The 14,577-nt window shown below is 59.7% G+C and carries 12 protein-coding genes; 9 read left to right on the top strand and 3 right to left on the bottom strand.

Annotated features, from left to right (window positions below; all coding sequences use genetic code 11):
- Positions 1-179: 179 nt before the first annotated feature.
- Complete coding sequence (locus HMPREF3101_RS05485) at positions 180-524, bottom strand: HesB/IscA family protein (RefSeq protein ID WP_070463485.1); 345 nt, start codon at positions 522-524, stop codon at positions 180-182.
- Between the two features lie 132 nt (positions 525-656).
- Here HMPREF3101_RS05485 and HMPREF3101_RS05480 point away from each other — a divergent pair, with 132 nt between their 5' ends.
- Both HMPREF3101_RS05480 and HMPREF3101_RS05475 read left to right on the top strand, forming a co-directional pair.
- The gene (locus tag HMPREF3101_RS05480) at positions 657-1,361 is read left to right on the top strand and encodes a DUF3043 domain-containing protein (protein WP_070463483.1); all 705 of its coding nucleotides are present in this window, start codon (positions 657-659) and stop codon (positions 1,359-1,361) included.
- Positions 1,362-1,370: 9 nt separating this feature from the next.
- Complete coding sequence (locus tag HMPREF3101_RS05475; protein WP_371327070.1) at positions 1,371-2,345, top strand: nicotinate-nucleotide--dimethylbenzimidazole phosphoribosyltransferase; 975 nt, start codon at positions 1,371-1,373, stop codon at positions 2,343-2,345.
- A gap of 28 nt (positions 2,346-2,373) precedes the next feature.
- Here the strand turns inward: HMPREF3101_RS05475 and HMPREF3101_RS05470 are convergent, their stop codons facing one another.
- The gene (locus HMPREF3101_RS05470; RefSeq protein WP_070463479.1) at positions 2,374-3,474 is read right to left on the bottom strand and encodes a branched-chain amino acid aminotransferase; all 1,101 of its coding nucleotides are present in this window, start codon (positions 3,472-3,474) and stop codon (positions 2,374-2,376) included.
- A 17-nt stretch (positions 3,475-3,491) separates the two neighbouring features.
- Here HMPREF3101_RS05470 and HMPREF3101_RS05465 point away from each other — a divergent pair, with 17 nt between their 5' ends.
- Positions 3,492-4,985, top strand: a complete 1,494-nt coding sequence (locus HMPREF3101_RS05465) for a leucyl aminopeptidase (RefSeq protein ID WP_070463477.1) — start codon at positions 3,492-3,494, stop codon at positions 4,983-4,985.
- Between the two features lie 425 nt (positions 4,986-5,410).
- On the opposite strand, the gene HMPREF3101_RS05460 is transcribed toward HMPREF3101_RS05465, so the two are convergent.
- On the bottom strand, positions 5,411-5,806 hold the full coding sequence (locus HMPREF3101_RS05460; RefSeq protein WP_070463475.1) for an oxidoreductase: 396 nt from the start codon (positions 5,804-5,806) through the stop codon (positions 5,411-5,413).
- 109 nt (positions 5,807-5,915) lie between these two features.
- On the opposite strand from HMPREF3101_RS05460, the gene sucB reads away from it, so the two are divergent.
- The 6 genes from sucB to lipA all read left to right on the top strand — a co-directional run bounded on the left by sucB (position 5,916) and on the right by lipA (position 14,569).
- Positions 5,916-7,988: a 2-oxoglutarate dehydrogenase, E2 component, dihydrolipoamide succinyltransferase gene (gene sucB / locus HMPREF3101_RS05455; protein WP_070463473.1), complete on the top strand. Its 2,073-nt coding sequence runs from the start codon at positions 5,916-5,918 to the stop codon at positions 7,986-7,988.
- Between the two features lie 216 nt (positions 7,989-8,204).
- Positions 8,205-11,048, top strand: coding sequence for an aminomethyl-transferring glycine dehydrogenase (gcvP, locus tag HMPREF3101_RS05450; RefSeq protein ID WP_070463471.1), 2,844 nt, complete (start codon positions 8,205-8,207; stop codon positions 11,046-11,048).
- 11 nt (positions 11,049-11,059) lie between these two features.
- Positions 11,060-12,145, top strand: coding sequence for a glycine cleavage system aminomethyltransferase GcvT (gcvT, locus tag HMPREF3101_RS05445; protein WP_070463469.1), 1,086 nt, complete (start codon positions 11,060-11,062; stop codon positions 12,143-12,145).
- Between the two features lie 3 nt (positions 12,146-12,148).
- Positions 12,149-12,535, top strand: a complete 387-nt coding sequence (gcvH, locus tag HMPREF3101_RS05440) for a glycine cleavage system protein GcvH (RefSeq protein ID WP_070463467.1) — start codon at positions 12,149-12,151, stop codon at positions 12,533-12,535.
- Positions 12,536-12,717: 182 nt separating this feature from the next.
- Positions 12,718-13,503, top strand: coding sequence for a lipoyl(octanoyl) transferase LipB (lipB, locus tag HMPREF3101_RS05435; protein ID WP_070463465.1), 786 nt, complete (start codon positions 12,718-12,720; stop codon positions 13,501-13,503).
- Positions 13,504-13,525: 22 nt separating this feature from the next.
- The gene (lipA, locus tag HMPREF3101_RS05430; RefSeq protein ID WP_070463463.1) at positions 13,526-14,569 is read left to right on the top strand and encodes a lipoyl synthase; all 1,044 of its coding nucleotides are present in this window, start codon (positions 13,526-13,528) and stop codon (positions 14,567-14,569) included.
- Positions 14,570-14,577 lie beyond the last annotated feature (8 nt).

Raw genomic sequence — 14,577 nt, 5'->3', positions numbered from 1 at the left:
GACAGCGACCAGGTTGCAGGTGTTGAAATCATCCGCGATTCTCTCGAGTACACCTCCTAAGCCCCCATCAAAAAATTCCGCCACGCGGAAACTCTCCCCTAAGGTCATTCAACAATCCCAGGGAAGTTTTCCGCGCAGCGGAATTCGCTACAAACTATTCGCTGCAAACTAGCAGCGGCTTAGTTGAAGCTGTCGCCACAAGCGCAAGCGGAACCTGCGTTCGGGTTGTCAATGGTGAAGCCCTGCTGCTCGATGGTGTCAGCGAAGTCGATCGTTGCGCCGCTCAGGTATGGCACGCTCATCTTGTCTACGACGAGGCGGACACCGCCAACCTCATCGACCTTGTCGCCGTCAAGCTCACGGTCATCAAAGTAGAGCTGGTAGCGCAGGCCTGCGCAGCCACCCGGCTGCACAGCAATACGCAGGGAAAGGTCGTTGCGGCCTTCCTGGTCTAGCAGTGCTTTTGCCTTGCCAGCTGCTGCCTCGGTCAGGGTTACTCCTGTTGCGGAAGTTGGTGCAGTCATTGTTTTCTCCTCACGTTTCTGGTGGAGTTTGCGCCCAGCGTACTCCAACTACGCCATGCAACGTCATGCACACCCGAACTATTCCAGCATCCTGCCTTTGGACTGTAGGGATGGCCTTGTAGCCTAGGACACGTGAAACTTCCCTGGCAGAAATCTGAAACGGCAGCTGATGCCGATACGTTGAAGACGGGCACGAATACGGACGCTCACGCGGCGACCGAACCGGAGCCGCAACACCCGAAGGGCTACACCCCGCCAAAAGGCAAGCCTACGCCGAAGCGTCATGATCAAGAGGTCAAGCGCGGCGTGGTGCGTGATCCGAATGCGGCCACACCGGCGCAGGAGGCGCAGCGCAGAAAAGAACTCAAGCAGTCCATGAGTAAGGACGAGTGGAAGGCGTACAAGCAGCAGGAGCGCGAGGAGCGTCGTAAGGCGTCGCGTGAAATGCAGCAGCGCATCGACGCGGGCGATGATCGCTATCTGATGGAGCGTGACCGCGGCGAGGTACGCCGTTACGTGCGCGACTGGGTTGATTCCCGCCGTCTGTTTAACAACTACGCCATGCCGTTTGCCATGGTGCTGCTGGCAGTGATGTTTATTGGCACGTTCTTGCCACGTCTTGCTGCGGCGCTGAGTATTGTGACGTTCATTTTTGTGGTCACAATCTTCTTGGAGGCGTTCATTGTTGGCAAGCGTGTGAATAGTGATGTGCGCAAGAAGTTCCCGGGGACCTCGGACACTGGTTTTGCGCTGGGCATGTACGCATGGACGCGTGCGTCGCAGATGCGCAGCTGGCGTTCTCCGAAGCCGCAAGTTGAGTTGGGCCAAAAGGTCTAGGCTGTGGCTGTGCAATTCCCTCCCGTTGAGGCGCCGAGTGCGTCGCGCAGGCAGACGATTCTGGACAGCCTGCAGGCTTCGGTCCCTGGCCGTTCGTTGGGCCGTTTAGCGCAGTTCGGCGCGTGGGTGGCGTCAGTGCAGGGTGAGGATGTGCCGCAGCCGTTTACGCGTGCGCGTGCGGTTGTGGTGGCTGGCAATCATGGGATTGCCCAGCGTGGAGTCTCGGCGTGGGTGCAGGATGCAGCACGGCAGCAGGTGCAGCAGATCGCTGCAGGGGGCGGTCCGGTGAATGCGGCTGCCAGGCTTGCTGGTGGAAGCATCAGGCTTATCGATGCCTACGTGAACCACCCCACCCGCCCTATCGATACCGAACCCGCGATGACGCCCGAGGAGTGCACTACGGCATTCGAGCACGGCATCGCAATTGCTGACCAAGAGATTGATGCTGGCGCAGATCTGATCATTCCGGGGGATTGCGGCGTGGGTAACACCACGGTTGCCGCTGCCCTGTTTGGCGTGTTCACCCGCACGGAACCCGTGAAGGCGATCGGCCGGGGTTCCGGGATTAATGATGAAGTGTGGAAGGTCAAAGTCACCGCGATCAGGGACGCGATGTTTCGTGTACGGTCCTTCCGCGATGATGAAGAGCGCGTAATCGCAGCGATTGGCGGGCCAGATTTCGCCTGCCTGGTGGGGGTAATTGCGCAGTCGGCTGCTCGCCGTACCCCCGTGGTTATTGACGGGGCATACGCCGCCGTTGCTGCCTACGTGGCTGAGCGCATGGCGCCCGGCACGAAGCGCTGGCTGATTGCCAGCCAGCTCACCGCTGAGCCTTGCCACGTGACCTGCTTGGAGGCGCTCGAACTTACGCCGGTGTTGGCGTTGGACTGCACCGTCGGCCAAGCGGCTGGCGGGTTGGCAGCATTGCCAACCATCAACCTCGCCGCCGAGCTGGTTGCTGACGCCCTGTCCGATACCGCGTAGGTCCGTTTCAACCGGGCCTAACCCCGGTTTAAACCAGGCGGCAGTTCCAGCCGTGGGTGTCTTCCACGGTGCCGTTTTGGATACCGCGCAGGCGCTCACGCAGCTGCAAGGTGATTGGGCCTGCTTCGTTGTTGTTGATGGTGAACTCACCATCTGCGGAGAGCACACGGCCCACAGGCGTGATAACCGCCGCCGTACCACAGGCCAGCGTTTCGGTGATCTGGCCGGATTCGGCACCGTTGCGCCAGTCGTCGACAGTAATCTTGCGCTCCTCCGGCGCATATCCCAGGTCCTGCGCAACCTGCAGCAGGGACTTGCGGGTAATACCGGCCAGCAAGGAGCCCGACAGGGCGGGGGTGATCAGCTTGGCGTTATCCCCAGAGCCTTCGACGAACATGAGGTTCATGCCGCCCATTTCCTCGATGTACTTGCGCTCGATTGCGTCCAGCCACACAACCTGGTCGCAGCCTTTTTCCTCAGCCTCAGCCTGAGCCAGCAGGGAGGCGGCATAGTTGCCAGCAAACTTGGCATCACCAGTACCACCAGGTGCTGCACGGACGTACTCCTTGGAAATCCACACGCTTACCGGCTTGATGCCGCCGGAGAAGTAGGCACCGGCAGGTGACGCAATGAGGTAGAAGGTATAGGAGCTACTCGGCTTGACCCCCAGGGTCGGCTCCGTAGAAATCATGAACGGGCGCAGGTACAGGGCAGCCTCACCGCCGGCTGCCGGCACCCAGTCCTGGTCCACGGTCACCAGCTGCTTGATCGCTTCGATGAATGTCTCTTCCGGCAGCTCCGGCATGGCCAAGCGGTGCGCGGAGTGCTGGAAACGTGCAGCGTTTTGCTCCGGTCGGAACGTGGTGATGGAGCCATCTTCATGGCGGTAGGCTTTCAGGCCCTCGAAGATCGCTTGGCCGTAGTGCAGCACACTGGTTGCCGGGTCCAAAGAAATCGGACCGTAGGGGCGCACTTGTGCGTCGTGCCAGCCGTCTTCCTCGGTCCACTCAATGGAAACCATGTGGTCGGTGAACGTCTGGCCGAAGGCGGGGTTCTCCAGAATCGCCTGACGCTCCACGTCGCTCACAGGGTTGTCGGTTTTCGTAATGCTGAATTCAATCGAAGACATGACCTAACCTTACTCCTATGAAGTTGAACAATTTCAGTGTCCGCGGCACAACCGTGGCACTTAAGACTGCTGACTCTGCTCCTACTACTGCTGCACGCATCGTGCCCATTGCCAAAGGCACTGACGGCCTTGAGCTTCCAGTGACCACGCTGGCGCCGGAAGGTCTCCTCGATGCCCTGTCCGCTCTCGGCGCCAAGGGTGGCGCGGGCGAGACGCTTCGCCTGCTTATCAACGGCACCGTCTACCTCACCACCGGCCTGGGCAACGCCGACGACATCGATGATGAGGCGGTACGCCGCGCTTACGGTGTCGCAGCCCGCGCGCTTGGCGATCTCAAGGAAGCCGCCGCATCCTGCGAGTTTGGCACCCAAGCCGTTGTTGAGGGTCTGCTTCTGGGCAGCTACAAGTACGCAGGCTTCAAGTCGGACAGTGGTAAGGACACTGACAAGGACAGTGACAAGGACAGCTCCCCCGCCACCGTGACCGTGGTTGGTGCTGACCAGGAGGAGTTTGAACGCGCGGTTGCTGTGGCCGATTCTGTGAACTTCTCTCGCGACTTGGTCAACACCCCGGCTGCGTTCCTCTACCCGGAAGCCTACGCCGGCATTGTCAAGGACCTGGCCGAAGAATGGAAGGATGAGGTTGACCTGACGGTAGAGGTCATCTCGGGCGACCAGCTGGTTGAGCAGGGCTTCGGTGGCATCGTGGCAGTTGGCAAGGGCTCCAAGAAGGGTCCGCAGCTGGTGCACGTGTCTTACGACGGTGGCGGTGACAAGCACATCGCCCTGGTTGGCAAGGGCATCACGTTTGATACCGGCGGCATCTCGCTGAAGCCGTCCGCAAACATGGAAGACATGATTTCGGACATGGGCGGTTCTGCAGCGCAGTTGGGCGCGATCGTTGCCGCAGCAAAGCTGAAGCTGCCTGTGCGTGTTGATGCATGGCTGCCGATGGCTGAGAACATGCCTTCCGGCAACGCAACCCGCCCGGGCGATGTGATTACGCACTATGGCGGCAAGACCTCCGAGGTACTCAATACCGACGCTGAGGGGCGCCTTGTGCTTGCCGACGCAATTGCGCGCGCCTGCGAGGACAACCCGAACTACTTGATCGAAGCCGCAACTCTGACCGGCGCACAGCTTGTCGCACTCGGCGCACGTACCACCGCCGTGATCGGCTCCGATGAGTTCCGTGACACGGTTGCTGAGATCGGCCGCGGTGTCGGCGAACCAGCTTGGGCAATGCCGCTGCTTGAAGAGCAGGAAGAGGAGCTGAAGTCCCCAGTTGCCGACATGCGCAACGTCCACAACAAGCGCACCGGCGGCACCAGCTTCGCAGGCCTCTACCTCTCTAAGTTCGTGCCGGAAGACGTTGAGTGGGTACACCTAGACATCGCCGGTCCGGCATGGAACGGCGGCTCTGCCTACGGCTACGTGCCTGCACGCGCAACCGGCGCGCCGGTACGCACCATCGTTGAGACGATCAGCCGTATCGCTGCTGACCAGGTTTAGTTTCTGGGCCTAGTTTTGCAGGCCTAGTTTTGCTAGCACACAACACGAAAACGGTGCTGTGTCTACACATTCCACCTGGGGTTTTGCAAGCTTGTTTTCGTTATCTGCTAGCAGCCAGCCTGGTTCCGGGTGGCCTGCTAGCACACAACACGAAAACGGTGCTGTGTCTACACATTTCACCTGGGGTTTTGCAAGCTTGTTTTCGTGATCTGCTAGCAGGCAGCCTGTTTCCAGGTGGTCTGCTAGCACACAACACGAAAACGGTGCTGTGTCTACACATTCCACCTGGGGTTTTGCAAGCTTGTTTTCGTTATCTGCTAGCAGCCAGCCTGTTTCCGGGTGGCCTGCTAGCAATGTCCAAGAACACCATGGATTCCGTGTCCAAAAACCCTATGGACATAACATTCTTGGCCTAGTTTTTGGGCCTAGCTATAGGGATTCTCGCCGCGCTCAAACTTAGCGCGGCGTTCCTTTTGTTCCGCCCGCTTGCGCAAAATGCGCTCCTGCTCAATTTTCTTGCGCATGCGGTCAGGGTAGCCGGTCTCCTCGACGTCATACAGCGAGATGCCCAACATGCGAGCGACCTCATCAATCCCCTTCGGCCCACCGATGCGGCGGCGGGTGTAGTTCCCCTTTTCATCCACCAGGACCACGGACATTTCATTAATCATGGTTTCCGGCTCAACAAATCCCTCAACAAACGTGCGCCCCTGGACCCAATCACGCAAATATGCAGCATCGTCGGGGCGGATTGTCTCCCCTGGAGCACGAGGTGGGGCGAACTGAGAATGGCGTTTGCCTCTGCCGAAAAGGTTGAACACGTCGAAACATCCTAGTTCAGGGGGTGCAAATAGCAACGCGCCGAAGCGATAGCGGGTAGTCTGTGAGACCGTATAACTTCCACAAAGATTATGAGGAGACGTTGCAACCATGGCGCACTCAGTAGAGATGCCCGAGCTGGGCGAGTCAGTAACCGAAGGCACGATTACGACCTGGCTAAAGGAAGTCGGCGACACTGTTGAGGTGGATGAGCCGTTGCTGGAGGTTTCCACCGACAAGGTTGACACGGAAATCCCCTCCCCCGTCGCCGGCGTGATCCTGGAGATCAAGGCTGAAGAAGATGACACCGTTGAGGTGGGCGACGTGATCGTCATCATCGGCGAAGAGGGCGAAGCAGCTGGCGCTTCCTCCGACAAGGCTGAAGAGGCTGAGGCTGAAGAGGCTGAGGCTGAGGCACCGGCAGAGGAAGCACCGGCAGAGAAGGAAGAGGCTCCTGCAAAGCCTGCTGATTCCGGTTCTGCAACCGACGTTGCTATGCCGGAGCTGGGCGAGTCCGTAACCGAGGGCACGATTACCACCTGGCTGAAGTCCGTTGGTGACACCGTTGAGGTGGACGAGCCGCTGCTGGAGGTCTCCACCGACAAGGTTGACACCGAGATACCATCCCCAGTTGCAGGCACCTTGGTTGAGATCCTGGCCGAGGAAGACGACACCGTAGAGGTGGGCGAAGTCATCGCACGCATTGGTGACGCGAACGCTGCTGCGTCCTCCGCAGACGAGGCTGAGGAGAAGGCCGAAGAGCCCAAGGCTGAAGCACCGAAGGAGGAGCCAAAGCAGGAAGAGAAGCCTGCGGCTGCACCGAAGAAGGCCTCTGGCAAGTCCACCACCGTTGATATGCCGGAGCTGGGCGAATCCGTAACCGAGGGCACGATTACCACCTGGCTGAAGTCCGTTGGTGACACCGTTGAGGTGGACGAGCCGCTGCTGGAGGTCTCCACCGACAAGGTTGACACCGAGATCCCGTCCCCGGTTGCAGGCACGATCCTGGAAATCCTGGCTGAGGAAGACGACACCGTTGACGTTGGCCAGGCCATCGTGGTGATCGGCGACGCTGACGCAGCTGCTGAGGAGCCGGCAGACGAGCCGAAGGAAGCACCGAAGCAGGAAGAGAAGCCTGCCGAGGAGCCGAAGCAGGAAGCGCCGAAGCAGGAAGCACCGAAGGAGGAAGCACCGAAGGAAACCGTGAACACCTCTACCAAGCTGGAGGACCGCGGCGACAAGGTTCCGTACGTCACCCCACTGGTCCGCAAGCTGGCTGAGAAGCACGGCGTTGACCTGAGCACGGTTGAGGGCACCGGTGTTGGCGGCCGCATTCGCAAGCAGGACGTTCTGGCTGCTGCTGAGGGCGGCTCCGCTGCTGATGCTTCGGCTGCAACGAAGGATGCGCCGAAGGGTGCTCGTGCCAACTGGTCCACCAAGTCCGTGGATCCGGCAAAGCAGGAGCTCATCGGCACCACGCAGAAGGTCAACCGCATCCGTGAGATCACCGCTGCGAAGATGGTCGAGTCCCTGCAGACCACCGCACAGCTCACCCACGTGCAGGAAGTGGACGTCACTCGTGTTGCGGAGCTGCGTAAGAAGGTCAAGCCGGCATTCGTCGAGAAGCATGGTGCCAACATCACCTACCTGGCGTTCTTTGTGAAGGCTACGGCTGAGGCTCTGGTCTCCCACCCGAACGTGAACGCGTCCTTCAACGCGGAGACCAAGGAGATCACCTACCACGAGGACGTCAACCTCGGCATCGCTGTGGATACCCCGCAGGGCCTCCTGGTTCCGGTGATCAAGAAGGCTCAGGACCTCAACCTGGCTGAGATTGCTAAGGCGATTGCAGACCTGGCTGAGCGTGCACGCAACAAGAAGTTGCGTCCGGACGACTTGTCTGGCGCTACCTTCACGGTGACCAACATCGGTTCCGAGGGTGCGCTGTTGGATACCCCGATATTGACCCCGCCGCAGGCAGGCATCCTGGGCACCGCTGCAATTGAGAAGCGCCCGGTCATTGTGACCGAGGACGGCATTGACTCCATCGCGATCCGCCAGATGTGCTACCTGCCGTTCACCTACGACCACCAGCTGGTTGACGGTGCGGATGCTGGTCGTTTCGTGACCACCATCAAGGACCGCATTGAGGAAGGCAACTTCGAGTCCGACCTGGACATCTAAGCCCTAGTTACGTCCTAGATACGTCCTAGAAAACGCAGACCCGGTACCGCTTTCGGTGCCGGGTTTTCGCATTGCTGCATACTATGCAAAACCTGCCGTACGCTGCATCTTCGGCCTACCTGTGAGCTGTCTACAGAGAATCCGAAACCCCGCAAGCGCCTTGCGCAAATCGCTATGCTGGTGCGTAATTTGTACGCCTTGGATAAGGAGTTCTAGTTGGACTACATTTCCCGACATATTGGCCCGGACCAGGATGAACAGCACCAGCTGTTAGATGCACTGGGGTATGACTCGCTTGAAGCGCTGATTGCTGCGGCGGTGCCTTCAGGCATTTTGGCAGACAAGCCGCTGGATCTTCCGGACCCGCTGACGGAATATGAGGCGCAGGCCCGGCTTCGGGAACTCGCTGACAAGAACACCGTGCTGCGAGCCTTCTATGGGCAGGGTTTTTCCTCCACGCTGACGCCGCCGGTGATTCGCCGTGGTGTTGTGGAGGACGCGGGCTGGTACACCGCATATACGCCGTACCAGGCTGAGATTTCCCAGGGCCGCCTGGAGGCTCTTTTGAACTTCCAAACCATGGTCCAGGACCTGACTGGGCTGGATATTGCGAATGCTTCGCTTTTGGACGAGGCCTCGGCCGCCGCCGAAGCCGTCGGCCTGATGTCTCGCGCGGTGAAGAAGGGTCGCAGAGTACTGCTGGATTCCCGTCTGCACCCGCAGGTAATCAAGGTGACCACTGAGCGCGCTCGCGCGATTGATCTTGAGGTTGAGGTCACCGACCTGACCCAGGGTGTGGTTGGTGAAGACCTGGTTGGTGCGGTGCTTGCGTACCCGGGCACGGAAGGCGACATTGTTGACCCACGCCCGGTGATTGAGGCGATCCATGAGCGCGGCGGCCTGGTTGCCGTGGACGCAGACATTCTCGCTCTCACGCTGCTGGAGTCCCCGGGTGAGCTTGGTGCAGACATTGCCATTGGTTCGACGCAGCGTTTCGGTGTGCCGCTGTTCTACGGCGGCCCGCACGCAGCATACATGGCGGTGAATACAAAGCTGCAGCGCCAGCTTCCGGGCCGACTCGTGGGTGTGTCCAAGGATTCGGAAGGCTACCCGGCCTACCGTCTGGCGTTGCAGACGCGTGAGCAGCATATTCGTCGTGAGCGTGCAACCTCCAACATTTGTACCGCACAGGCTCTTTTGGCGGTCACTGCCTCCATGTATGCGGTCTACCACGGCCCTGAAGGGCTGAAGAAGATTGCGCGCGCTGTGCACCAGCGTGCAGCTGACTTCGCTACCGCGCTTGAAAAGGGCGGCGTGAAGGTGAAGCATGCGCAGTTCTTTGACACCGTGGCGGTTGCGGTGGATAACGCGCAGGGCGTTGTGGACTCACTGGCTGAGGCGGGATACTTGGTTCGCCCGATTGATGCGACCACCGTGGGCGTGTCTTTCGGTGAAGACACCACGGATGCAGACGTTGCCGCCTTGCTGCGCGGCTTTGGTGTGGACTTCCCCGCCGCGGATAGCCCGGCGCGCCTTCCGGAGTCGCTTGAGCGCGCAACCGAGTTCCTCACCCACGTGACGTTTAACACCATCCACTCTGAGACCCAGATGATGCGCTACATCCGCACGCTGGGTGACAAGGACTTGGCGCTGGATCGCACGATGATCCCACTTGGTTCCTGCACGATGAAGCTCAACCCGACGGCAGGTCTTGAGGCAATCACGTGGCCTGCTTTTGCCAACGTCCACCCGTACACGCCGGATGCGTACACCGCTGGTTGGCGTGAGCTGATCGATGAGATCCGATCCTGGCTGGTGGAGATCACCGGCTACGCCGAGGTCAGCGTGCAGCCGAACTCGGGCGCAACCGGTGAGCTGGCGGGCCTTTTGGCTATCCGCGCATACCACGTTGCTAATGGTGACACGGAGCGTGACATCTGCCTGATTCCGGCATCTGCGCACGGTACGAACGCGGCGTCGGCAACATTAGCGAATCTTCGTGTGGTTGTGGTTAAGACTGCCCAGGACGGTTCTATTGACCTGGCTGATTTGGAAGAGAAGCTGGATAAGTACGGCTCCCACGTTGCTGCCATCATGCTGACCTACCCGTCCACGCACGGCGTGTACGAGAAGGATGTACGAGTGGTATGCGACAAGGTGCACGCGGCCGGCGGTCAGGTCTACATCGACGGCGCGAACATGAACGCGCTGACCGGTATTGCCCGACCGGGCGATTTTGGTGGCGACGTGTCCCACCTGAACCTGCACAAGACCTTCACCATCCCGCACGGTGGCGGCGGCCCGGGCGTTGGTCCGATCGGCGTGGCAGAACACCTCATTCCGTTCCTGCCAGGCGACCCGACTGACCCAGAGGACACCCGTGGCGTACCGGTGGCATCCACCCTGTACGGCTCTGCGGGCGTACTGCCGATCTCTTGGTCCTACATCGCCATGTCTGGCGCCGAGGGGCTGCGCAGCGCCACCGCCCACGCAGTGCTCAACGCCAACTACATTGCGCGTAAGCTCCACGACAGCTTCCCAGTGCTCTACACCGGTGCGAATGGCCTGGTTGGCCACGAGTGCATCCTGGATCTGCGTGAGCTGACCGACCAGTCCGGCGTGACGGCGGCCGATGTGGCCAAGCGTCTGATTGATTACGGTTTCCACGCCCCCACCCTGGCGTTCCCGGTTGCAGGCACGCTGATGGTGGAGCCAACCGAGTCTGAGGACAAGGCTGAGCTGGATCGCTTCATTGCCGCGATGCGCTCCATCCGCACGGAGATCCAGGAGATTATCGACGGTGACGTGGAGTACGAGCGCTCCGTTATCCACAACGCCCCGTACACCGCGAAAAGCGTCATCCGTGATGTCTGGCCGTACGAATTCTCCCGCGAGAAGGCCGCCTACCCGGTGGACACCTTGGCGCGTTCGAAGTACTTCCCGCCGGTGCGCCGCATCGACGAGGCATTCGGCGACCGCAACCTGCAGTGCGCCTGCCCGCCGCCTGAGGCCTTCGACATTGTGTTGGATTTGGAACTAGACCCGGCTGCTGAAGCCTAAGGAGGATTGACATGGCACAAACCCCACTTCACGCCACGCATGAAAAGCTTGGCGCTTCGTTTACTGATTTCGGTGGCTGGGAGATGCCGCTGAAGTACGGCAATGAGCTTGATGAGCACAGGGCCGTACGCAATGGTGTTGGTATCTTTGACCTCTCCCACATGGGTGAAATTAACGTGCAGGGCCTAGATGCCAGTGCGTTTCTGGACTACGCACTGATCTCCACCATGAGCACGCTCAAGGACGGCAAGGCGAAGTACTCGATGATTGTCAACGCCGACGGCGGGATCATCGATGACCTGATCACCTACAAGTTCAGCGACAATCACTTCATGGTTGTGCCGAACGCCGCAAACACCCCTGCGGTGTGGGAAGCGTTCCAGGCACGCGCTGAGGGTTTTGACGTGCAGCTGAGCAACAACACCGATCAGTTCGGCCTCGTCGCCGTCCAGGGCCCGGGTTCGCTTGAGGCGATCAAGGACCAGCTTGCAAACGATCCTACGGACTTGCCTTACTACTCCGGTGCGTGGAACACGCTGCGTGCAACCGGCGAAGACGTCGAGGTATTCGTTGCCCGTACCGGCTACACCGGCGAGGACGGATTTGAGTTGTTCTGCGCAAGCGACGACGCCCAGAAAGTGTGGGACGCCGTGATTGATCACGGCACACCGTGTGGTCTGGCTTCGCGTGACTCGTTGCGTCTTGAAGCATCCATGCCCCTTTACGGGCATGAGCTTTCCACCGAGATCACCCCCGTTGAAGCAGGCATGGGACGTGCGTTTGCAAAAAAGGAAGCCGACTTTGTAGGCAAGGACGCTCTCACGGGCCGTGAGCCGAGTGTGGTCATCGTCGGCCTGACCTCTGAGCAGCGCCGTGCAGCCCGCGAGGGATCCGAGATCTTCCTGCCCGGCACGGAAGACAAGATCGGCGTGGTCACTTCCGGCCAGCCTTCACCAACGTTGGGCCACCCCGTTGCTCTTGCACACGTCAACCCTGAGCACACGGAAATTGGCACCGCTGTTGAAATTGACATCCGCGGGAAGCGTTACCCGTTTACCATTAGTGCAACCCCCTTCTACAAGCGAAAGGACGCATAAGCCATGGCTTTGAACCCTGATTTCTACTACTCCGAAGACCACGAGTGGATCAACGCCACCCCGAACACCGCTGTGGGCGCAACCGTGCGCGTTGGCATCACTGACGTTGCTGCTGACCGCCTGGGCGAGGTTGTCTTCGCTGAGCTGCCAGCTGTGGGCGACACTGTGACCGCTGGTGAGACCTGTGGTGAGATCGAGTCCACCAAGAGCGTGTCCGATCTCTACTCCCCCGTCACCGGTACCGTCACCGCCGTCAACGAGGACATCGATGGCGCATACGAGACCATCAACAATGACCCCTACGGCGAAGGCTGGCTGTTTGAGGTCCAGGTGGAAGAGGTTGGAGAGCTGATGACTGCAAACGAGTACGCTGCAGCCAACGGCGTCTAAGTTGTTATTCGGTGGTGGGGTTTATTACCGCCTCCTGAAGACTCACCTGCCAGCTCACGCGTGTCGGGAGTATGCGCGCCCATGGCAACCCCGTTGCGTGTGAAGCTGCGCCCCATATCCGAAACCACACCCCTGCGGCCTCCTAGGCCGCTGCTTGCAATGAACTGATTACACTTTCATCCATGACTGCCCCTCGCGATCCATTTTTCCCGGCTGACAAGTCCATTCGCGCCTCCAGCGCGCCGATTGAGGTGCGCAGACTGGGCATGGTGGATTATCGCGAAACGTGGACGCTGCAGGCTGATTTGGCTGCGAAACGCGCTGCAGATGAGGTGCCGGATACGTTTTTGGTGCTAGAGCATCCGTCGACGTTTACGGCCGGGAAGCGCACGCAGCCGGAGGATATGCCGGATCCGTCGTATCCGGTGCCGGTGGTCACTGTGGATCGCGGCGGGCGTATTACGTGGCATGGGGAGGGCCAGCTGGTTGTCTACCCCATTGTCAAGCTTGCTGAGCCGGTGGATGTGGTTGATTACGTCCGCAGGCTTGAAGAGGCCATCATTGAGGCCGTCCGCAAGGCTGGTGTGCACACGGCTGGGCGTATTGATGGCCGCTCCGGGGTGTGGGTGCCCGCCTCAACAAAGGCAGTGGATCCGGCTGCCCCGTCACGGGACCGGAAGGTTGCAGCACTTGGTATCCGCATCACACGTGGGGTGACCATGCACGGGCTGAGCCTGAATTGCGACAACACGCTTGAGCACTACAACCACATCGTGGCCTGCGGTATTGATGACGCGGATGTGACCACGATGAGCCTTGAGCTTGGTCGTGACGTCACCCCATCTTCGATGGAGCCTTTGCTTATCGACGCTTTAATTCGCGCCCTCGCCGGCGACCTCGTCGTCGCTGACCACTCGTTTGGTTCTGCCCCTGACCCGTCGAAAGGTTTGCGAAAACGTCACTCTTGACATATCCACTACAGTCGGGGGCGTGACTGTAGCACCTGAAGGTAGAAAATTGTTGCGCATTGAGAAAAGAAATGCGCAGACCCCTATTGAAACGAAACCGCGTTGGATCCGTAACGCTGTAAAAACCGGTCCTGAGTATGAGGACATGAAGCAGAAGGTCAAGGGCGCCTCGCTGCACACGGTGTGCCAGGAGGCTGGCTGCCCCAATATTCATGAGTGCTGGGAATCCCGTGAGGCCACGTTCTTGATCGGTGGCGCTAATTGCTCGCGGCGCTGTGATTTTTGCCAGATTAACTCCGCAAAACCAGAACCGCTGGACCGCGGTGAGCCGTTGCGTGTAGCCGAGTCCGTGCGTGAGATGAATCTGAATTACTCCACGATTACGGGCGTGACTCGTGATGACTTAGAGGATGAGGGCGCTTGGCTCTACGCAGAGGTTGTGCGCAAGATTCATGAGCTCAACCCGCACACCGGTGTGGAAAACCTCACTCCGGATTTCTCCGGTAAGCCGGATCTTCTGCAGGAAGTGTTTGAGGCTCGCCCGGAGGTGTTCGCTCACAACTTGGAGACGGTGCCGCGTATTTTTAAGCGCATCCGCCCGGCGTTCCGTTATGAGCGTTCCTTAGACGTAATCCGCCAGGCTCGTGACTTTGGTCTGATCACCAAATCCAACCTGATTCTAGGTATGGGTGAAACGCGTGAGGAGGTTATGGAGGCACTGCATGACCTGGTTGATGCTGGCTGTGACATCATCACGATCACCCAGTACCTGCGCCCGGGCCCCATGTACCACCCGATTGAGCGTTGGGTGAAGCCTGAGGAGTTCATCGAATACCGCGATGCTGCCTACGAGATGGGCTTTGGCGCTGTTATGTCCGGCCCGCTGGTGCGTTCCTCGTACCGCGCAGGCAAGCTCTACGTGGAGGCAATGGAGCACCGTGGGCTTGAACTGCCGGAGAATTTGAAACACTTGGCGGAGACGTCGCAAGGCGAAACTGCTCAGGAAGCCTCGACCCTGCTGGCGAAGTACGGGGAGAGCAAAGAGCACCCGGTGACCACCCGCTAACATGAGTC

The sequence above is a fragment of the Corynebacterium sp. HMSC29G08 genome, from assembly GCF_001806875.1.
Classification (GTDB): Bacteria; Actinomycetota; Actinomycetes; order Mycobacteriales; family Mycobacteriaceae; genus Corynebacterium.
The sequence above is the reverse complement of the archived record's forward strand: the minus strand, read 5'-3'. Positions and strand labels throughout refer to the sequence as shown.

Excerpts from the sequence above, each read along its gene's own strand:
- HMPREF3101_RS05485 (WP_070463485.1), bottom strand. The coding sequence starts at position 524 with ATGACTGCACCAACTTCCGCAACAGGAGTAACCCTGACCGAGGCAGCA.
- HMPREF3101_RS05470 (WP_070463479.1), bottom strand. The coding sequence starts at position 3,474 with ATGTCTTCGATTGAATTCAGCATTACGAAAACCGACAACCCTGTGAGC.
- HMPREF3101_RS05465 (WP_070463477.1), top strand. The coding sequence starts at position 3,492 with ATGAAGTTGAACAATTTCAGTGTCCGCGGCACAACCGTGGCACTTAAG.
- sucB (WP_070463473.1), top strand. The coding sequence starts at position 5,916 with ATGGCGCACTCAGTAGAGATGCCCGAGCTGGGCGAGTCAGTAACCGAA.
- gcvT (WP_070463469.1), top strand. The coding sequence starts at position 11,060 with ATGGCACAAACCCCACTTCACGCCACGCATGAAAAGCTTGGCGCTTCG.
- gcvH (WP_070463467.1), top strand. The coding sequence starts at position 12,149 with ATGGCTTTGAACCCTGATTTCTACTACTCCGAAGACCACGAGTGGATC.
- lipB (WP_070463465.1), top strand. The coding sequence starts at position 12,718 with ATGACTGCCCCTCGCGATCCATTTTTCCCGGCTGACAAGTCCATTCGC.